Annotated in this window: 15 protein-coding genes and 1 pseudogene; 1 reads left to right on the top strand and 15 read right to left on the bottom strand. The window is 65.5% G+C overall.

What is annotated here, in order from left to right; genetic code table 11:
• Nucleotides 1–53 precede the first annotated feature (53 nt).
• The 9 genes from ACQ86A_RS04215 to ACQ86A_RS04175 form a co-directional block, all read right to left on the bottom strand.
• Complete coding sequence (locus ACQ86A_RS04215) at nucleotides 54–1,073, bottom strand: LacI family DNA-binding transcriptional regulator (protein WP_431279367.1); 1,020 nt, start codon at nucleotides 1,071–1,073, stop codon at nucleotides 54–56.
• A gap of 121 nt (nucleotides 1,074–1,194) precedes the next feature.
• Entirely contained in the window at nucleotides 1,195–1,911 is a 717-nt protein-coding gene (locus ACQ86A_RS04210) for a gluconate 2-dehydrogenase subunit 3 family protein (RefSeq protein WP_431279366.1), read from the bottom strand.
• Between the two features lie 56 nt (nucleotides 1,912–1,967).
• The gene (locus ACQ86A_RS04205; RefSeq protein ID WP_431279365.1) at nucleotides 1,968–3,617 is read right to left on the bottom strand and encodes a GMC family oxidoreductase; all 1,650 of its coding nucleotides are present in this window, start codon (nucleotides 3,615–3,617) and stop codon (nucleotides 1,968–1,970) included.
• Nucleotides 3,618–3,663: 46 nt separating this feature from the next.
• Nucleotides 3,664–4,605: an aldo/keto reductase gene (locus ACQ86A_RS04200; RefSeq protein WP_431279364.1), complete on the bottom strand. Its 942-nt coding sequence runs from the start codon at nucleotides 4,603–4,605 to the stop codon at nucleotides 3,664–3,666.
• A gap of 12 nt (nucleotides 4,606–4,617) precedes the next feature.
• The gene (locus ACQ86A_RS04195) at nucleotides 4,618–5,631 is read right to left on the bottom strand and encodes a LacI family DNA-binding transcriptional regulator (protein WP_431280360.1); all 1,014 of its coding nucleotides are present in this window, start codon (nucleotides 5,629–5,631) and stop codon (nucleotides 4,618–4,620) included.
• A gap of 55 nt (nucleotides 5,632–5,686) precedes the next feature.
• Nucleotides 5,687–6,754, bottom strand: coding sequence for an ABC transporter permease (locus ACQ86A_RS04190; RefSeq protein WP_431279363.1), 1,068 nt, complete (start codon nucleotides 6,752–6,754; stop codon nucleotides 5,687–5,689).
• A gap of 64 nt (nucleotides 6,755–6,818) precedes the next feature.
• Nucleotides 6,819–8,327 (bottom strand): sugar ABC transporter ATP-binding protein, encoded by a 1,509-nt coding sequence (locus ACQ86A_RS04185; protein WP_431279362.1) that lies wholly within the window; start codon nucleotides 8,325–8,327, stop codon nucleotides 6,819–6,821.
• 105 nt (nucleotides 8,328–8,432) lie between these two features.
• Nucleotides 8,433–9,533, bottom strand: coding sequence for a sugar ABC transporter substrate-binding protein (locus tag ACQ86A_RS04180; protein ID WP_431279361.1), 1,101 nt, complete (start codon nucleotides 9,531–9,533; stop codon nucleotides 8,433–8,435).
• Between the two features lie 156 nt (nucleotides 9,534–9,689).
• The gene (locus ACQ86A_RS04175; protein WP_431279360.1) at nucleotides 9,690–10,775 is read right to left on the bottom strand and encodes a nitrilase-related carbon-nitrogen hydrolase; all 1,086 of its coding nucleotides are present in this window, start codon (nucleotides 10,773–10,775) and stop codon (nucleotides 9,690–9,692) included.
• A 727-nt stretch (nucleotides 10,776–11,502) separates the two neighbouring features.
• Between ACQ86A_RS04175 and ACQ86A_RS04170 the strand changes: the two genes are divergently transcribed.
• A complete protein-coding gene (locus ACQ86A_RS04170; RefSeq protein ID WP_431279359.1) occupies nucleotides 11,503–12,516 on the top strand; it encodes an AraC family transcriptional regulator in 1,014 nt (337 codons plus the stop codon).
• Here ACQ86A_RS04170 and ACQ86A_RS04165 read toward each other — a convergent pair.
• The 6 genes and pseudogenes from ACQ86A_RS04165 to ACQ86A_RS04140 all read right to left on the bottom strand — a co-directional run bounded on the left by ACQ86A_RS04165 (nucleotide 12,486) and on the right by ACQ86A_RS04140 (nucleotide 18,857).
• Nucleotides 12,486–14,195, bottom strand: coding sequence for an FAD-dependent oxidoreductase (locus ACQ86A_RS04165; protein ID WP_431279358.1), 1,710 nt, complete (start codon nucleotides 14,193–14,195; stop codon nucleotides 12,486–12,488). The two genes, ACQ86A_RS04170 and ACQ86A_RS04165, sit on opposite strands and share 31 nt — an antisense overlap.
• Nucleotides 14,192–14,455 (bottom strand): UBP-type zinc finger domain-containing protein, encoded by a 264-nt coding sequence (locus ACQ86A_RS04160; protein ID WP_431279357.1) that lies wholly within the window; start codon nucleotides 14,453–14,455, stop codon nucleotides 14,192–14,194. The genes ACQ86A_RS04165 and ACQ86A_RS04160 overlap by 4 nt, the downstream gene beginning before the upstream one ends.
• Nucleotides 14,452–14,958 (bottom strand): thioredoxin, encoded by a 507-nt coding sequence (trxA, locus tag ACQ86A_RS04155; protein ID WP_431279356.1) that lies wholly within the window; start codon nucleotides 14,956–14,958, stop codon nucleotides 14,452–14,454. The genes ACQ86A_RS04160 and trxA overlap by 4 nt, the downstream gene beginning before the upstream one ends.
• Nucleotides 14,955–17,600, bottom strand: coding sequence for an ATP-dependent chaperone ClpB (gene clpB, locus ACQ86A_RS04150; protein WP_431279355.1), 2,646 nt, complete (start codon nucleotides 17,598–17,600; stop codon nucleotides 14,955–14,957). The genes trxA and clpB overlap by 4 nt, the downstream gene beginning before the upstream one ends.
• Nucleotides 17,591–17,908, bottom strand: a complete 318-nt coding sequence (locus ACQ86A_RS04145; protein WP_431279354.1) for a chaperone modulator CbpM — start codon at nucleotides 17,906–17,908, stop codon at nucleotides 17,591–17,593. The genes clpB and ACQ86A_RS04145 overlap by 10 nt, the downstream gene beginning before the upstream one ends.
• Nucleotides 17,905–18,857, bottom strand: a pseudogene (locus tag ACQ86A_RS04140) (DnaJ C-terminal domain-containing protein). The gene ACQ86A_RS04145 and the pseudogene ACQ86A_RS04140 overlap by 4 nt, the downstream one beginning before the upstream one ends.
• Between the last annotated feature and the right edge of the window lie 2 nt (nucleotides 18,858–18,859).

The following is an 18,859-nucleotide window of genomic DNA, read 5'->3' as shown; positions in this document are numbered from 1 at the left end:
TGCGGCCAACCCGGTTGACAGCGGCTCTCCTCTCAGTGAGGAGATACGTCACCTCAGCGCACTGGACCGGTGCTCTCTCGAACCTTCAACTCAGGATGGATGAGCGGGATGATCTCGGCGGGTTCGCCGCGGAGGGTGCGGAGGACACTCTCGACGGCACGTCGGCCGACCTCGGTGAAATCGAGTCTCACGGTCGTCAGGGCGGGACGGAAGTATGCCGATTCGTCTCGGTCGTCGAATCCGACGACACTCACGTCTCCGGGAACGGAGAGCCCGTGGTCATCGAGGGCCTTCATCAAGCCGAGCGCCATCACGTCGTTGATTGCGAGCACGGCCGTGATCGAGCGATCGGCGGCGATTTTCACGCCCGCACGGTATCCGGACTCCGCCGACCAGTCCGGGGACTCGAATTCGAGTGGAGTGACTCGCCCAGCAAGGGCGAGCTCGGCCTGCCAGCCGCGACGGCGCGCCTCGGAGGCCATCCACCCGGGGGGACCACCGATGAAATGAACGGTGTCGTGTCCCAGGTCGAGCAGGTGCCGAGTCGCCAGCTGAGCGCCGAGTGTCTCGTCGACGGAGACGGTCCACGGGCCGGCAGGCGACCCCTGTTCGAATCGCACGACCGGTACGTCTGAGTCGAGCCTGTGCAGCACTTCGATAGCGGCCGTCATGGGTGCCAGCACCACGATCGCATCGACCCCGTCGTCCACGAGCGAGTCGAGGCCCTTCTTGATGCTTGCCCGGTCCACATCGGCGATGCTCACCAGACTCGTCGCATAACCACTGCGACGGGCCTCTTCCGCGATTCCGAACAACGCGAGCGCCGGGCCGTGTACCGACAGCGCGTAGCTGAGCACTCCGAGGTTCATCGAGCGGCTCGTCGCCAGGCTGCGCGCCGCGGAGTTACGGCGGTAGCGCAGCTGCGAGATCGCCTTCTCGACCCGCTCACGTACCTCGGGAGCGACGTTGGTGTGTCTGTTGACCACGCGCGACACCGTCTGTTGCGAGACTCCGGCGAGACGCGCGACGTCGACCATGCGCGCCGCGCGCGGAGTCTCGTTCGTCTCCGTCATCGATCGAAACCTCGAGCCGTCGACGGATGCGCGGAAAGGAAAATCATCCCCCAATTATGGCCGTGACCGGCTGGGCGACGGCACACCGCGCCCAGCCGGCCCCTTCGTGGATGCGGCTCCGTCAGCGGTTCCCGTAGCGCAGTACTGCGGGGTGCTGCTCATATGGCCATTCGGCCTCGGGGATCATGTAGTCGAGCGTCGTGTAGCTGCCGTCCACCGTTGCGGCGAGCGACAGGGGGCCCGGGAATCCGATGACCCGCCAGCCCACTCGGTTGTCGTTGCCCCCGTAGACCGGGTCGCCATAGAAGCCCTGCCTGGTGTTCAGCACGAGGAGTGGGAAGAACTCGAGAAAGTCCTCATTCACCGGCTGGTTGCCGGCGGGCGCTCCCCCGCTGCCCTGGCCATCCGAGTCGGTGAAGACGAATTTCGCGGGCTTCTCCCGTCTCGAAATCGTCTCGAGCGCGGCGTCTTGCTGCTCGTCGCCGAGCTCGATGAACGGCGCGCCAAACGAGTCGACGGCGATACCGTCGAGCTCGACGATCCCCTCTCGATAGAACTTCTGACGGCTCTCGATGCGCTCCTGCCAGGCCTTCTCCTCGAGTCCCTCCATCCGCAGGAATCCGTTACCGTCTGCCGCGGGGAAGACGAACTGCGTCCCCGCGAGCATCCGGTCGATGAAGCGGACCACCCCGGCCTCCTTCGCACCCGGGTGGTGGTCCGTCGGAATGATGCGCGCAGTGGCGGCCTCGACAGTCGCCCACTCGTGCTCCGTGAAGAACAGCGGCCCAGTCGCGTCTCGAGTCGAGATCGGTACTGTGACCCATTCTGCCTGTCCCATTGTTTTCGCGTTCTCCTCTGAAGTCTCTGAAGTCTCTGAAGTCTCTGAACCCGATGTCAGTCGGTCCATCCGTGGCGGTCCACGGCGATGATGCGGTCGGCGCAGCGCCAGGCGTTCGCCATGATCGTGAGCGCCGGATTGATTCCGGTCGCTGTCGGAAAGAAGCTCGCGTCGAAGACGTAGAGATTCGGCACCTCGTGCGAACGGCACCACTTGTCGACGACGGAGGTTGCCGGGTCGTCACCCATACGGGCCGTGCCGAGCTCGTGCGAGGTGTTCCCTGTGATCCGCTCCATGTTGACCGGCACGATCTTGGATGCACCTGCTGCCTCGAGGATCTCGCCGTTCTTCTTCACCTGCCATTTCTCCTGGGCGAAGTCGTTGGCGTGCGGCGTGTGGGTGATGCGCGCGACCGGCAGGCCCCATGCGTCCCTCACCGTCGGGTCCAGGTCCACGCGGTTCGACTCGACCGGCAGATCGTGCAGCAGGATGCCGATCTTCATGCTGTAGTTGAAGAGGTCGCGATCGGCGTCCTTGGCTGCCTGCCCCCAGGTCGGGCGACCGGGGAAGCTCCAGTTGACCGGGTGCCCCAGCATCGACGGGAAGATCAGGGAGCCCAGGATGTGACCCCGCGACTCGTCCGTCTCGTAGAAGTCGAACGAGCACAGGTTCATGTAGTGGCCCGACCAGCCGTACAGCGGGTCGTGCAGTTCCTTGTCGAATAGCCCGACCGAGAACGAGTACTGGTGGAACGTCGCATTCTTGCCCACCTGCCCGCTGCCGTTGCCGAGCCCGTCGGGAAAGAGTGCCGACTTCGACATGAGCAGCAGCCGCGGCGTCTCGATTCCTCCTCCGCAGACGATGACGGCCTTCGCGTTCTGCACGAACTCGTTGCCGTTCTCGTCCTGATACCGCACGCCTGTGGCCTTGCCGGTCTTGTCGACGAGGATCTCGCTCACGTAGCAGTCCGAGCGCAGGTCATAGAGACCGGTATTGATCGCATCCGGAATGAAGCTGATCAAGGTCGAGGATTTGCCATCGCCCGGGTCGGGGTACTGCTGCCAGAACCCGTTCTCGCTGAAGGGTTTGCGGCCTCGGTATGGCTCGGTGACCATGCCCTGCGGCATCGGGAACGTGCTGTGCCCCATCTTGTTCATCGCGGTAGCGAACTTGCGGCCGATCTGGCTGAGCGGCGCCGGCTTGGTCGGGTAGTCGCGGGTCCGGCGGCCCTCCCAGCGGTTTGCTCCGCCGAGGCCCGACGTACCGAACTCCCATTCGACGCGGGTGTAGTAGGGCTCGAGGTCGTCGTAGCTGATCGGCCAGTCGACGAGGCTCGCACCCTCGACGTCGCCGTGCAGCGAGCGCAGCTTGAAGTCGTTCACGGTCATCCGAGGCACCATTCCGCCCCAGTGCGTCGTGCCACCGCCGACGACCTGCGGGGTCGCCGAGAAGTTGGTGATGACGGCCTCTTCGCTGTCGTTCTGCCGGTATGTGCGCGGCTTGAGCTTCGGGTCCTGCCAGATGAAGTTGCGGTTGAGGAACTTCAGCTCGTCTCCTGATGCGTGCTCGGGCTTCAGCCACGGCCCGCGCTCGAGGCCGACGACGCGCAGACCCGCCTCGGTCAGCACCTTGGCGGCGGTTGCGCCGCCCGCCCCGGCGCCGACGATCACGACGTCGACGGGATCGGGGTTCTTGAGGGTGGTCATACTCTGTCCTTTCTTCTGGGCGATCTCTGGGTTCCGGATGCGCGGCCTACGCCAGCACGCCCGCGCGACCGAGTTGCGCGATCGGCAACAGCGCGTCCCAGAGCGTGTCGGGGATGTCGTAGCCGGCGAGCACCGCCGTCTGCTCGACCCGCTTGGGTTCGGACATGCCGACGATCGTGGAGGTGACGCGGGAATCGCGCAGCGAGAACTGCAGGGCGGCGGCGGCGAGCGGAACTCCGTGCTCCGCGCAGAGCGCTTCCATGCGGCGCACGCGCTCGAGCACCTCGTCGCTGACGGGCGCGTAGCAATAGGTGGGTACCGCATCCGGACCCTTCACGAGCATCCCGCCGCCGAAGGGGGCTGCGTTCACGAACGCCACCCCTCGTGCCTGGGCGTCGTCGAGCAGAGGTTCGGCCGACTGGTCGACGAGGGTGAACCGGTTGTGGCTGATGACCGCGTCGAACGCCTCGGTCGCGAGGTACTGCAATTCGAGGTCGATCGGACCGCCGGCGACGCCGAGGTAGTCGATGACACCCTCGTCGCGCAGGGCGATCAGCGCCTCGAGCGGGCCGCCGGGGGCGACGCCCTCCTCGAAGCTGATCTTCTCCGGATCGTGCAGGTAGACCAGCGGGAGCTTGTCGAGGCCGAGGCGTTCGAGGCTCTCGTCCACTGAGCGTCGCACCCGGTCGCCGGAGAAGTCGGTCGTTCCCGGGATGGGGTCGACCTTGGTCGCCACCACGAAGCCCTCGGGCACGCCGCCGTTGTCGCGGATGGCCTGCCCGATGCGCTTCTCGCTGTCGCCGCCGCCGTACTCGTTGGAGGTGTCGATGAAGGTGAAAGGACCTTCGAAGACACGGCGGATGGTGGCGACGGCCGTCTCCGTGTCGACTTCATAGCCGTACTGGGCGGGAAAGCTGCCGAGGGCGCTGGTCCCGACGCAGACGTCGGAGACGGTGAGATCGGTGCGCCCGAATTGTTTGATGGTCATGCGCTTCGCTTTCTATTCGAGGTGGGGATCGACGGTTCGTGGGAAGTCGGGAGGGGGAGCCGTGCTCTGGCGTACGACGAGCTGCGGAAGCACCCGGGGAAGAGGGTCGGCCCGTCCTCCGCGCATGAGGTGCAGGATGCGGTCGACGGCCAGGCGGCCGACCTCCTCGAAGTCGAGCCGCACGGTGGTGAGTCCGGGCCGGTAGTACTGGGCTTCGGGCACGTCGTCGAACCCGACCACGCTGATGTCCTCGGGTACCCGCAGGCCGCACTCCGAGAGGGCCTTGACGACACCGAGGGCCATCTGGTCGTTGGCCACGAAGACAGCGGTGACCTCGGGATTCCGGGCGATCTCGCGGCCCGCTGCATACCCGGAGAGGGTGGACCAGTCCCCCCTGATCATCCTGTTCGTCACCCTCCTGCTCGACGCGAGCGTCTGCGCCCAGCCGCGCAGACGTGCCTCCGAGCCGAGCCAGCCGCTCGGACCGGCCACCTGCCAGACGGTGTCGTGGCCGAGGTCGAGCAGGTGGCGGGTCGCGAGGGCGGCGCCACCGACCTCATCCGTCGCCACACTCGTGGTTCCCTCCGCCGCGCCGGGCTCGAAGAAGACCAGTGGCACGTCGGCCTCCAGGCCCGAGATCGCCTCGAGTGCCGCTTGCACCGGCGCCAGGACGACGATCCCGTCGACCGAATCCTCCGCCAGGTGGTCCAGCGCCGCCTTCATGGCGTGCCTGTCCACGTCGCCGAGAGTGACGAGGTTGGTTGCGTAGCCTGCCTTCCTCGCCTCGTCGGCGATTCCACTCAGAGCGACCGACGGACCGTACTGGGCGAGACCGAAGCTGACGATTCCGAGGTTCATCGTCTGGCCGTTTGCGAGCGCCCTGGCGGCGGGGTTGCGGCGGTACCGCAACTGGCGGATAGCGAGCTCCACACGTTCCTGGATGTCTGCGGTCACGTTGGGACTCCCGTTGACCACCCGGGAGACCGTCTGCTGGGAGACGCCGGCGAGCCGCGCGACGTCGATCATCCTGGCACCGCGAGTCGTCGACTGCTTCTCTCTGCTCGAAGGTGCCGTCATCGTTCTAGCTCGCTGCCTGTGCGGTGCGGCGGCCGAAATGCGATTTGAAGAATCCGGAGATCCTCTGAACGCCGCCGGCACTGGAGAGGAAGACGGCGACCACGATCACAGCGCCCTTGATCACGAGCTGAGGTTCGGAGGAGATCCCGACCAGGTTCATCACGTTGATGATGGTGGCGAGAACGAACACCCCGATCACGGCGCTGATCGGGTCGCCCTTGCCGCCCATGAGGGATGCACCGCCGACGACGACTGCTGCAATCGCATCCAGTTCGTAGCCGACTCCGATGAGGGAACTGCCCTGTCGGAGCTGTGCGGCGGCGATGAGCCCGGCCAGACCGGCGAGCAGTCCTGACATCGTGTACGTGATCAGCAGGTTGCGGGCCACCGGTAGACCAGAGAGTCGGGCCGCCTCCGGGTTGCCGCCGATCGCGTAGAGGGACCGGCCGAAGGTCGTGAACTTCGCCACGATGGCCGCGAGGATCATCACCACGAGGAAGATCATGACCGGGTTCTGCAGGCCCAACGTCGTGCCGCGGGCGAAGAGGTCGATGAACGTCTGGTCGGTGATCTGGATGAGACTGGTCGACTGGATGATGTAGCTGAAGCCTTTGACCGCGCTCATCATGGCGAGGGTCGCGATGAACGGCGGGATGCGCAACCACACCACGAGCAAGCCGTTGATGAGCCCGGCGATCCCGCAGCAGAACAGGGTGAACGCGACCGAGAGCCCGGTCGCCATGCCCGCTTGCAGGGTCAGCGCCACGATCACCGTGGACATCGCCAGGATCGATCCGACCGAGAGGTCGATGCCGCCGGTGAGGATCACGAAGAACTGGCCGACGGCGAGCACGGCGACGATGGATGCGGCCGCGATCACGTTCTCCGCGTTCCTCAGCGTGAGGAAGTCAGCCGAGACGTAATAGCCGATGACGATGATGACGACGAGGACCAGCAGCAGATAGCTCTTCGGCAGGAGGCGCTTCACCACCCCTCCCCAAGTCGTGCGCTGGAGCGCGTCAGCGGCGTCGCCGGTCGGCTTCACCGGCTCTTGCAAAGTGTTGTTCGACATTGTCTTTCCCTCGATGGGTTTCAGTCAGTGGGTTGTCTTGTGTTCTGGGTTTCGGAGGTCGGCCTCAGGCGAGCAGCTGCAGGATGCTCTGCCCCTGCGGGTCGATCTCGTCGTGGTCGAACTCGGCGACGACTCGGCCGCGAGCCATGACGAGAACGCGGTCGCACATCATTGCCTCGGAAATCTCCGAACTCGCGATGACCACGGTTCCGCCGGAGCGGGCGAAGTCGCGGATGAGTTCGTACATGTCCTCTTTGGCGCCGACATCCACGCCACGGGTCGGCTCGTCGCAGATGAGCACACGGGAGGAACGCACCAGCCAGCGGGCGAGGATGCCCTTCTGCTGCGTTCCGCCGCTCAGGGTCTTCATCGGCTGGTTGACGCTGGAGACCTTCATGCCGAGCTTCGACACCATGTCTTGGGCCGCGCGCTTCTCGCGTCTGCCGTCGATCACAGCGAGTCGGCTGAACATCGGCATGCTCGCCAGGGTGATGTTGCCGGCGACGCCCATGTCGGGGATGAACCCTTGCGTCTTGCGGTCCTGCGGCAGGAGGCCGATTCCACGGCGGATGGCGTCGCGGGGCGAGTTGAAGGTGACCGGCTTGTCATCGATCTTCAGCTGTCCATCCGTCTTCTTCCGAGCGCCGGCGAGCAGGCTGGCGAGTTCGGACTGTCCGGATCCGATCAGCCCGGCGATGCCGAGCACCTCGCCCTGATAGAGGTCGAAGTCGATGCCGGAGACCCGGTCCTCCTCGCCGAGGCCGCGAGCGGACATCAGGATCTTGTCGCCGCGACCCGCTCCCAGACGGGGGCTGCGCTCGCCGCGGAGCGCGGCATCCGCGATCGAACCCTCGAGGCTCTTGCCGACCATGGCCGTCACGACGTCGGCCGGCTTCGTGTCGGCGGTCGTCAGGTCGGCGGCCGTGACACCGTCGCGCAGCACGGTGACCGCGTCGCACAGACTGTAGAGCTCGTCCATCCTGTGCGAGATGTAGAGCAGGGTGACGCCCTGGGCGGCAAGTCGGCGCAGCACGGTGAAGAGGCGCTCGACGTCGGGCAGCGGAAGGGTCGACGTAGGCTCATCGAGTAGCAGGACCCGCGCATCCTTGTGTAGCGCCTTCGCCAACTCCACGGCCTGCTGCTCGGCCACCGAGAAGCTCGACACCGGCTGTCGAACGTCGAGGTCGAAGCCGACGCGGGCGAGAGCCTCGCGCGACTTGGCCTGCATCTCGGACCAGTTGACGATGCTCCCCTTGTTGGGCAGCGTACCGAGGAAGATGTTCTCGGCCACCGAGAGCGACGGCACGAGGCTCAGCTCCTGGTAGATGGTGTGGATGCCCGCGGCCTGCGCATCCGTCGGCTCGCGGAACTTCATGACCTCGCCACCCAAGCGGATCGTTCCGCCGTCGGGCGTCTCGGCGCCGGAGAGGATCTTGACCAGGGTCGACTTGCCGGCCCCGTTCTGTCCGGCGAGGGCGTGGATGCTCCCCCGCTTGACCGAGAAGCTCACCCCTTTGAGCGCCTGCACACCGAGGTAGCCCTTGGTGATGCCTTCGAGCTGAAGCTCGTCCATACGTTCCTCTGCACTTCCTCGTGACATGTGTTTCTTCTCAAAGCGGTCGCTGCGCCCGAACCGATGACATCGGGCGCAGCGACTCCTGGTGGTGCCTTGCGGCGCCTAGCCGTTCGCCCGCACGTACGTGTCTTCGGGCTTGTAGTACTCCTTGGCGTTCTCCGGCGTGACCACGGTGGTCTTGATGTAGACCTCCTTCTTCGGGCACGCGGACTTGTCCTCGTTGTAGGCGGCGACGGCCATCTTGACGGCGGCGACGCCCTGGTCCCACGGCTGGTTGGAGGCGGTGGCCTGGAGCGGACCGGTCGGGTTGTCGACCATCTCCTTCACGACGTTCATCCCGCCGTCGTACCCGGCGACGATGACACCGTCGCCCCAGATGCCGGCCTGCTGGAGGCCCTGCTCGATGCCGCCCTCCATGACGTCGCTCATGCTGTAGACGATCTTGAGATCGGGGTTCGCGGTCGCGACGTCGCGGATCGGGGCGAGCGCCTTGTCAGGCTTCCACTCGCCGTACTTCGTCTCGAGCTTCTTGGTCGTGATGCCGGGGTAGTTCTTCATCACGTTCTCGTAGCCCTTGAGGAACCCGTTGAACCGAAGGTCGCTGAGGACATCGCCGGGGAAGCCGCCGATCCCGACGACCTTGATCTCGCCGGTCTCGCCGAACTTCGCGACGGCCTTCTTCGCCGCGACCTCGCCCGCGAGCGAGCCGGTGTAGCCCTGGTCTTCTGCGACGTAGCAGTACATGTCTTTGACCAGCGAAGGATCGAGGTTCGAGTTGACCGTGACGAGCGGTACGCCGGCACTCTGCAGCGCGGCGACCGAGGCGCCGACGCCGATCGGGTCGTTCGGATTCATGATCACGACGTCGACGTTCTTCGTGATGAGCGTCTGCACGTCGGCGTTCTGGCGAACAGTGTCGCCGTTCGCGTCGAGCAACTGGATGGTCGCACCCAGCTTCTTGGCTTCGGCCTGGCCGCCCTCGACGAGGGTCTTCCACCAGTCGCTGCCGCTGATGCCGCGCTGGCTCCATCCGATGACGAGGCCTTTGCCCGTCTTCTTGTCGGCGTCGTTCGCGGCCGCCTGGCCGTCGGTTCCGCCTCGCGCACATCCGGTGAAAACGAGGACTGTCGCTGCTGCGATAGCCGCGACTGTGAGGACGGACCGGGTACGGGTGTACTTCGTGGTGCTGCTGGGACTGATCATTTTTCCACTTCCTTGTGAGGTGATCGGTGCTGGGTACAGCGGAGTGATGCTGGTGTCTGGTGACGCGGATCGTGCTGTGCAGCGAACGCTGCGAGCGGCGGCACCCCGGGCCCGGGGAGGACCGGTGGACTCCCGGGATGCCGCCACGCCTGTGGCTCAGTCGAGCGGGGTGAAGACCCCGCGCTCTTCGAGCAGCTTGATGTTGCGTGCGCGGGTCGCACGCTCCCGGGCGAGCCAGTCCTCGCCGGGAGGGGCGTTCAGGTACTGATTCTTCGGGTAGATCGGCTTCTCGTAGATCGCGGCGTACTGCTCTGTGCGCAGATCCTTGAAGCCGTTGAACACACCGTTGGCCTGGCGGTCGCGACGGAGGGCGTCGATGTCGATCGTCGTGCTGACGAACGTGTCGCCGGCGGTCACGCCCGGCGTCTCCGTGATGATCTTGCCGCGCTGGTTGACGATCATCGAGCGGCCGCCGAAGAGGTCGTTGATGACACCGTCCGGTCCGAGTTCGGGGCCCAGGTTCGGCGCGACCACGATCGCGTTGTTGAAGAGAGCGTGTGCCTTGTTCTGCACTTCCCACATGCCCTGCGACGTCTGCGGCTCGATGAGGGTGGCACGGATGATGATCTCTGCGCCATTCATGGCGAGGCCGCGAGCGATCTCGGGGTATGCGCCCTCGTGGCAGATGACGTAGCCGATGTTGCCGATGTCCGGGGTCTTGGCGACCGGGTAGATGGCGTCCATCACGTTGCCGTCGCCCTTCTTCTGAATCCACTCGTCCCACAGGTCGTGCGGGTTGGTGGTGCCGAGGGTTCCGCCTTCGAAGCCATCGCTCGTCGCCTTGGCGCGACGGTAGATCACGTCGCCGTTCGGGTCGATCATGAACGCGCAGTTGAAGTAGCGGTCAGGGAAGTCGTCGTCGGCGACGAGGTAGAGCTCGCCGGCGATGTAGGTGTTCAGCTCGCGCGCCGCCTTGCCGAGCTCGTCGGTCTCAGGCCCGGGGATGGTGCGGGCGAACTTCTTCTCCGCCTCGCGGTTGCCGGCGGTGAAGGCCATGTGCATGCCCTGGATCGCCATCTCGGGGATGACGACGAGCTTCACGGGGTAGCCCTCTGTCGAGGCCACTCCGACCGCTGTCTTCATGAAGCCGATGATGCGCTTGGTGTTCTCCAGAGCGTCTTCCGGCTCGACGATCGGGATCTGCAGCGGCGATAGGGCTACCACGGTGTACGGCTCAGTCACTTCAACTCCTTTGTCGTTTGGTTGGCAGTCACGTTAGCGCACTATCAACCGGTCACAAAGTCGCGTCGCTTCGAACATCGCGCCTTGATTCGTCTGGGATTCGCATTAAAAGCCGTCTGATCTGGCATTTTTTTGCTCACGAATTTCTGCGGGATTTCTTATATTGAGGCGAGCTCGGAGCATTCTGGTTCCTCTGTGTTAGCGCACTCACAGGATCAGAACGCTGTCACCTTTCGGAGTGAACAGCCTCACGATTCGAGCGCGAGCACGGCGCCAGCGCGAAGGGACCACGGACTCCTCGATCGGGGTGTGGTCTTCGTCAGCACGCGGCGTGATCGGGAGGAACTCGACGAAACCGCAGCGCTTACAGCTGGAGAGATATCGATGGACTGCCAGGCCCACGCCGTAATACGGATTGCCGATGATGCGCATGCGGGACCCGCACCTCGGACACCACCTGGGTCTGGTCAAAACGTTCGGCTCATTCATCGTCCGCAGCCGCCATCCGCCGTTGTCGTGGTGCTGGGCACCGATCACGAAGACGCGGTGGCCCTTTCCACCCGAAGGAAAGGGCCACCGCGCGCCGCCGGGCGGGGAGCTCCGACTGTCATTCACGCTATGCACGAATGTGCGGTGGCACGATCCGACAAGCGCGAAGAACTGTCCGGTATGCGCACCGGCTACGCCCGGCTACGTCCAGTCGCGTCGACGTGCTTACAATCGCGGCATGCGGTCAGACACGGGCGAGATGTTCGCGAGCCACCGCATCTTGTCTTCCCGTGGGATCGACCAGGCCCGCCAGGCCCTCACCGATGTCTTCCTGCCCGTCGACTTCCCCTCGGCGCAGGCGACGAGCATCCTCGACCTGCAGCTCAACGCCTTGAGGGTGGGTCGGCTCACCTGCGGCTACATGCGGTTTCGGGATGCTGTGCGCATCGAGACAGCGGAGCCCGAGAACTACCACGTCGACATCCCGATGAGCGGCCGTGCCACCATGAAGGCGAGTCTTGGCCGGCCGGTTCATGGAACGCACGACACAGGCGCCGTCTTCATGCCGGGGAGGCCGGTCGAACTCGACTGCGGCGAACGGTTCGCACAGCTCTCCTTGATGATCCCCCGCGACGAGCTGCAGCTCGAACTCGAGAATCTGCTCGGCGAAGAACCCGGGCGCCCACTCGAGTTCAGCCCCGAGTTGGACGTTTCGACGTCGGGAGGGCAGATGTTGATGCAGGCATTGAGAGTGATCGACGACGCTTCGGACCAGGTCGGGGGACCTCTCACTCACCCGCTGGCGATGCAGCGGCTGGAGCAGGTTCTGATGCACAGCCTGTTGTTCGCTCAACCGCACAATCACTCCGCAGCATTGGCTGGTCCTGTGCCGGCTGCCGGGTCGCGGCCCGTCTCCCTGGCGGTGGAGCTTCTGCGCGCCAGTCCCGCGCATCCGTGGACCGTCATCGAGCTCGCGGCTCGGGTTTCGGTGAGCGTGCGCAGCCTGCAGGAGGGCTTCCGTCGTTCGCTGGACACGACGCCGATGACGTACCTGCGCAACCTCAGACTCGAGAAGGTGCGTGAAGAGCTCGTGACAGCCGAACCGGGAGCGGTCACGGTGACGGAAGTGGCATTGCGCTGGGGATTCGTTCATCTCGGCAGGTTCGCCGCGGCCTACCGGAGCCGGTTCGCCGAGCGTCCGTCCGACACGATGCGCGGGACTCAGAGCCGGCAGCCGCCCGTGTCGAGGTAGTCGTGCACCATTCGGACGGCGCTCGCCCCTTCGCCGATAGCCGCCGACATGCGCTTCACCGACCCGCTTCGGACGTCTCCGACGGCGAAGACACCCGGCACCGATGTCTCGAAGGGCTGCTTGCGTGAATCGGGGGATGCTGTGGAGGGTCCGGTGATGAGGTAGCCTCGCTCGTCGCGCTCGATGCCCGGTCCGAGCCAGGACGTCGCAGGGGTAGAGCCGACGAAGACGAACAGGTATGGCGCGGCGATTTCCTCCCTCGTCTCGGACGGCTGGTGGACGACCACGATCGATTCGAGGCGATCGGTGCCGATCGCCTCGGCCACGACACTTGCCCGGTGCACGCGAATGCGCGGGTGGGCTTCCACCTGGGCGATCAGGTATCGCGACATGCTCGTCGTAAGGTCGGTTCCCCGCGCCACCAGATGCACCTGCGCGGCTGTGTCCGCCAGAAAGACGGCCGCCTGCCCCGCAGAGTTTCCGCCGCCGACCACGACGACGGGGTCTGTGCCGCACTCGCGCGCCTCGTTGATCGTGGCGGCATAGAAGACGCTGGCATATTCGAACCGGTCGAGATTCCGGACAGCGAGACGGTTGTACTCCATGCCGGATGCGACGACAAGCGCGCGAGGCGTGAGGCTCGTTCCGTCTGAGAAGCGGACCTCCAGCGCACCCGCCTCGTGAATGAGTTCCTGAGCGGTCGAGGGGGCGAAGAGGGTGGCACCGAATTTGGCGACCTGAAGCGTGGCGCGATCGGCTAGCTCTGCGCCAGAGATCCCGGCGGGGAATCCGAGGTAGTTCTCGATCCTGGCCGAACGGGCGGCCTGGCCGCCGGTCGCCACTGCATCGGACAGGACCACCGAGAGACCATCGGACGCGGCGTACACCGTCGCGGCGAGACCCGCGGGCCCTGCACCCACGACCAGTAGATCGCTGGTTGCGCCGGGGCGGGCTCGCCGCAGACCCAAGGCATCCGAGACCTCCGCAACGGACGGGTTCCGCAGAACACGGGTACCCCCGACGATGACGACCGGCAGCTCGCCGACGTCCAGCCCGAGCCGTCGCACGATGACGTCGGCCGCGGGATCGCTTTCCAGGTCGATCAGCCTGTGCGGCACACGGTTCCGGGCGGCTAGATCGAGCAGCCGTCGTGTGTCGGGCGAGAACCGCGATCCGATGACGCGCAGCCCACTGCCGAAGCTGATCGCCATCGAACGCCGGATGAGATACGCACGCAGGATGACGTCGCCGATCAGCTGGTTGCGGGTGACGAGCCGCTCGAGGGCAGGGAGGGGCACAGTCAGCACCGTGCCACCTTCCAGAGCGGTGATCGTGGCGAACGAAGGCTGCCCTTCGAGCAGTCCGATGTCGCCGACGAAACGGCCGGGTCCGTGGATCTCGACCCGGGCATCCGTCTGATCCGGGCTTGCGCGTTCTGGTTTCTCCGCGGTCGGGTAACGAACCGGGTCGCCGTAGTCGACCACGATGCGGCCCTCGACCACGACAAGGAACACTCCGAATGGCTCGCCTGCGCGCGCGAGAACCTGGCCCGCGGAGACCGACGCGGTCGAACCCACTTCGCTCAGGACCTGCTGCTGCGCCGGGGTGAGTCGCGGGAACGCTCCGAGCGTGTCCGGTGTCTCTGGCGGCGAAGACCCTGTGGAGGGACTGCTGATCATACGAAGTTCTCGTCGAGGTAGCACCAACGCCAGGTCTCACCCGGTTCGAGCGAGCGGACGATCGGATGCCCTCCGCGCATCGCGTGAGCTCGCGCGTGCTTCATCGGGGACGAGTCGCAGCAGCCGACCTTGCCGCAGGTCAAGCACATCCGGAGATGCACCCAGGGTGTGCCTGTCGCCAGGCAGTCCTCGCAGGCGCCGGGGGTGCGCGGAGCCACAGGGCGAATGTAGGCGAGGTGGGGGTCAGGATGATCGGTCATGACGGATCTCCTCGCTTTGCGTCAGAGCCGGCCTTCCTCTCATTCGGCCTCTCATCCCGCCTCTGGTTCGCCATCGCGTCGTCGAACCAGCGGCGCAACACCTCGACTGGTGCTGCACCCGCCTGCCTTGCAACGACGTTGCCGTGGTTCATGATCAGCAGCGTCGGAACAGCTCGCACAGCGAACCGCGACGACAGTCCGGGTGCTCGGTCGACATCCACCTTGACGAGCTTCACATCGCCCGCCCGCTCTGTAGCCAACTGCTCCAGCACCGGAGTGACCATGCGGCACGGGCCACACCACGCCGCCCACATGTCGACGATCACCGGTGTGTCCGCGTTCAAGACGACCTCGGCGAAGGTGTCGTCGAGAGCATTGACGATCCACGGCAGCGCCCTATGACAGTTGGCGCACCGGGGCCACCCATCGGCCGCGAGTGGGACACGGTTCTTGCGCCCGCAATTCGGGCAGCGAATGATCGTCGTCTCGGTGTGTGTCGTCAAACCGCAACCTCGGCTTCGGCCTCCGCTGGCGCGTCGACCACGTCCACGACAAGGTCACCGTCGCGAGCATCGATGCGAACGACGGAGCCGTCCAGCACCGCTCCGGAGAGAAGCGCTCTGCCCAGACGGGTCTCGATGTCGTGCGAGATGTACCGGCGCAGGGGCCGCGCGCCATAGAGCGGGTCGTAGCCGCGCTCGGCGATCAAGTGCCGGGCAGCGGGGGTCAACTCGAGCATGATCTGACGTTCTGCGAGTCGACGTCTCAAGTCACTCATCAACAGCTCCACGATCGACTCGATCTGCTCGAGACCGAGCGGGGCGAAGATGATGGTGTCGTCGACCCGGTTGAGGAACTCCGGGCGGAAACGCCCGCGCAGCTCCGCCAGCACCAGCTCTTGCACGTCTTCGGATATGCGGCCGTCGGCGTCGCGGGCACTCGTCAACAGGTGTTCAGCCCCGATATTGGAGGTCATGATCACGATGGTGTTGCGAAAGTCGACCGTGCGGCCCTGACTGTCGGTGATGCGGCCGTCGTCGAGCACCTGCAACAGGGTGTTGAACACATCCGGATGCGCCTTCTCGATCTCGTCGAAGAGCACCACACTGTACGGCCGTCGTCGTACTGCCTCGGTGAGCTGGCCACCCTCGTCGTATCCGACGTATCCCGGAGGCGCCCCGACCAACCTGCTGACGGTGTGCCGCTCCTGGTACTCGCTCATGTCGAGGCGGATCATCGCGGATTCGCTATCGAAGAGAGCGCTGGCAAGTGCTTTCGCAAGCTCGGTCTTGCCAACGCCCGTCGGCCCCAAAAAGATGAACGATCCGATCGGGCGCCGAGGGTCGCGGATTCCCGAACGAGCGCGGATGATTGCGTCGGTGACCAGCCGCACTGCCTCCTCCTGACCGACGACTCGCTCGCGCAGGATCTCATCGAGCTTCAGCACCTTCTCGCGTTCGCCTTCCTGAAGCCGCGCGACAGGGATGCCTGTCCAGGCTGCGACGATCTCGGCGATCTCCTCCTCTGTCACGACCTCGCGCAGCAGTCGCTGCTGACCCTGTTTCGATTGAAGCCGCTGCTCCTCGGCAGCGAGCTGGCGATCGAGCTCGGCGAGCTTGCCGTAGCGGAGCTCGGCGGCGCGGTTGAGGTCGTAGCTGCGTTCCGCGTCCTCGGCTTCACGACGCACACGCTCGAGTTCACTGCGCAGCTCCTGCACCTTGCGGATCGCCTGACGCTCGGCTTCCCATTGCGCGCGCTTGGCGTCGGCATCCGCGCGCAGGTCGGCGAGTTCGCGGCGGAGTTCCTCGAGGCGGAGCCGGCTCGGCTTGTCCTTCTCCTTCTCCAGCGCCGCCTCCTCGATCTCGAGCCGGGTCACGCGCCGGGTGAGCTCATCGAGCTCGGCCGGCATCGAGTCGATCTCGGTGCGCAACCGAGCACAAGCTTCGTCAACGAGGTCGATGGCCTTGTCAGGCAGAAACCGGTCGGTGATGTACCGGTGCGAGAGCGTCGCGGCGGCCACGAGGGCGTTGTCCTGAATACGAACCCCGTGGAAAACCTCGAGGCGTTCCCGCAGCCCGCGGAGAATCGAGATGGCATCTTCGACGCTCGGCTCATCCACCATGACGGTCTGGAAGCGCCGTTCGAGGGCGGCGTCCTTCTCGATGTGCTGACGGTACTCTTCCAGGGTGGTGGCGCCGATGAGATGGAGTTCGCCGCGCGCGAGCATCGGCTTCAGCATGTTGCCTGCATCCATTGCGCCCTCGGTTGCCCCCGCGCCGACGAGGGTATGGAGTTCGTCGATGAACAACAGGATGCGCCCTTCGGCCGCCACGACCTCGGCCAGCACCGCCTTCATCCGCTCCTCGAACTCGCCGCGGTATTTTGCGCCGGCGACGAGGGCCGCGAGGTCGAGCTGGAAGATCGTCTTGTCGCGCAGTCCTTCGGGAACGTCAGTGCGCACGATCCGTTGGGCGAGTCCTTCAACGATGGCTGTCTTGCCTACACCGGGCTCTCCGATCAGCACCGGGTTGTTCTTCGTCTTGCGCGAGAGGATCTGGATGACGCGACGGATCTCGGTGTCACGGCCGATGACAGGGTCGAGACGACCCGCACGGGCGTCGGCGACCAGGTCGCGACCGTACTTCTCCAGCGCCTCATAGGTCTGTTCGGGAGTAGCAGAGTTCACATGCTGGTTGCCGCGGACCGCTGTCAGGGCCTTGAGGAAGCTCTCCCTGGTCACGCCGTTGCTCTGCAGTAGACGCGCGGCCGCACTACCGCCGGGATCGTCGGCGAGCGCGAGCAGCAGGTGCTCGACCGAGACGTACGAGTCCTTGAGCCGTGCCGCCTCCCGCTCCGCCCGGTCAAGCGTGGCCGCGAGCGACTTGGAGAGGAACACCTGGCCCGGCGTCGCACCAGGGCCCGTCGTGCTCGGCTTGCGCTCGATCGCGTGTTGCACCTCGTTGAGCAGGACTGTCAGATCGACGCCGGCGGCTTCGAGCAACCGTGGGATAAGTCCGCCCTCCTGCATGAGCAGGGCGAGCATGAGGTGCTCGTTTTCCGTCTCTGTCTGCCCGTTCCGGCTCGCGATGCTCTGAGCATCCTGCAGGGCCTCCTGGGATTTCTGGGTCAGCTTGTTCATCTCCATTGCCGATTCTCCTTTCCGGAGTGGATCTCCCACTGTCGGCTTTCAAGCACGTCGATTCGCGCGAGCAGATCGATGACGAGAGCGACGGCGGCATAGTTGAGCGACAGGTCTGCGTGCAGTCGCACAATGCGACGCACAAGTTCTGGGGCGGCCGGGGTGAACCACAGTCGACCCGACCCGTCCCGGCTGGTTGGAACGAGTCCGAGTTCGACGAACCTCAGAACCAACTCCGGATGGACGCCGGACGCCACGGCGACCATGCCGAGGTCGAGACGGGGCGGGAGGACGGGGAGCAGCGGGGAGCTCATGATGACCTCGGGTCGAACGAGGATTCGCGCTTCAGCTGCTCGAACAGTTCGCGTTCGCGGTCGGTGAGATGCGAGGGAACCATGATCTTGACCCTTGCGAACAGATCGCCAGGCTTTCCGCCGGGCTGCGGCATCCCTTGGCCCTTGAGCCGCAGGCGACGTCCGCTGGACGAGCCGGGCGGCACTCGCACGGTGATCGGGCCGCCCGGCGCGCGGGTCGAGACGCTCGCGCCGAGAGCTGCCTCCCAGGGGAGATCGACAGGTCCATCTCAATGTTCTTGCCGTCCAGGCGGAATCGACGATCGGGGCGGATCCTGATCGTGATGACGAGATCCCCGGTGCCGCCGTCCTGGCTGCCGGCTCCTCCCCCGCCAGAAACACGGATTCGCTGCCCGTCAATCGCACCGGGTGGGACGCCGATGTCGAACGTCCGACGATCACCGTCCGGGCCGGAGAGGACAATCGTTCGCGGTCCGCCGCGGAAGGCCTCTTCGACGGTCAGTACGAGTTCGGCCTCGCTATCCATTCCGCGCCTCGAGCCGAAGACATCGCCGAAGAGGTCGTCCCAATCGACGGAAGCCCCGCCCGGTCCGGCGGCGCTCTGCGCACTCGACCAACTGAAGCCGCTCGGCCCGGGACGAGCTCTATTGCGGCTGCCGCCGCCTCCACGGGCTCCGGCTCCAGCACTGCCGCGGGATTGCGAAGCATATTCGGGTCCCGCACCGGCGTATTGCCGGAAGTCCGGCCCGAATCGGTCGTATTGGGCGCGCGACTCAGGGTCGCTCAGCACGTGGTACGCCTCGCTGACCTTCTTGAACATGTCTTCCGCTCCCGACGACTTATTCACGTCGGGGTGATACTTGCGGGCCAGATTGCGGTAGGCGCGCTGGATCTCCTTGGCGTCGGCCGACCGCGAGACGCCGAGCAGCTGATAGTAGTCGTCTGCCACGG

Origin of the sequence: Leifsonia poae (assembly GCF_050632195.1) — a bacterium.
Taxonomy (GTDB): domain Bacteria; phylum Actinomycetota; class Actinomycetes; order Actinomycetales; family Microbacteriaceae; genus Leifsonia; species Leifsonia poae_C.
The sequence above is the reverse complement of the archived record's forward strand: the minus strand, read 5'-3'. Positions and strand labels throughout refer to the sequence as shown.

Coding starts and splice junctions, on each gene's coding strand:
- ACQ86A_RS04215 (WP_431279367.1), bottom strand. CDS start 1,073: ATGACGGAGACGAACGAGACTCCGCGCGCGGCGCGCATGGTCGACGTC.
- ACQ86A_RS04210 (WP_431279366.1), bottom strand. CDS start 1,911: ATGGGACAGGCAGAATGGGTCACAGTACCGATCTCGACTCGAGACGCG.
- ACQ86A_RS04205 (WP_431279365.1), bottom strand. CDS start 3,617: ATGACCACCCTCAAGAACCCCGATCCCGTCGACGTCGTGATCGTCGGC.
- ACQ86A_RS04200 (WP_431279364.1), bottom strand. CDS start 4,605: ATGACCATCAAACAATTCGGGCGCACCGATCTCACCGTCTCCGACGTC.
- ACQ86A_RS04195 (WP_431280360.1), bottom strand. CDS start 5,631: ATGATCGACGTCGCGCGGCTCGCCGGCGTCTCCCAGCAGACGGTCTCC.
- ACQ86A_RS04190 (WP_431279363.1), bottom strand. CDS start 6,754: ATGTCGAACAACACTTTGCAAGAGCCGGTGAAGCCGACCGGCGACGCC.
- ACQ86A_RS04185 (WP_431279362.1), bottom strand. CDS start 8,327: ATGGACGAGCTTCAGCTCGAAGGCATCACCAAGGGCTACCTCGGTGTG.
- ACQ86A_RS04180 (WP_431279361.1), bottom strand. CDS start 9,533: ATGATCAGTCCCAGCAGCACCACGAAGTACACCCGTACCCGGTCCGTC.
- ACQ86A_RS04170 (WP_431279359.1), top strand. CDS start 11,503: ATGCGGTCAGACACGGGCGAGATGTTCGCGAGCCACCGCATCTTGTCT.
- ACQ86A_RS04165 (WP_431279358.1), bottom strand. CDS start 14,195: ATGATCAGCAGTCCCTCCACAGGGTCTTCGCCGCCAGAGACACCGGAC.
- ACQ86A_RS04160 (WP_431279357.1), bottom strand. CDS start 14,455: ATGACCGATCATCCTGACCCCCACCTCGCCTACATTCGCCCTGTGGCT.
- clpB (WP_431279355.1), bottom strand. CDS start 17,600: ATGGAGATGAACAAGCTGACCCAGAAATCCCAGGAGGCCCTGCAGGAT.
- ACQ86A_RS04145 (WP_431279354.1), bottom strand. CDS start 17,908: ATGAGCTCCCCGCTGCTCCCCGTCCTCCCGCCCCGTCTCGACCTCGGC.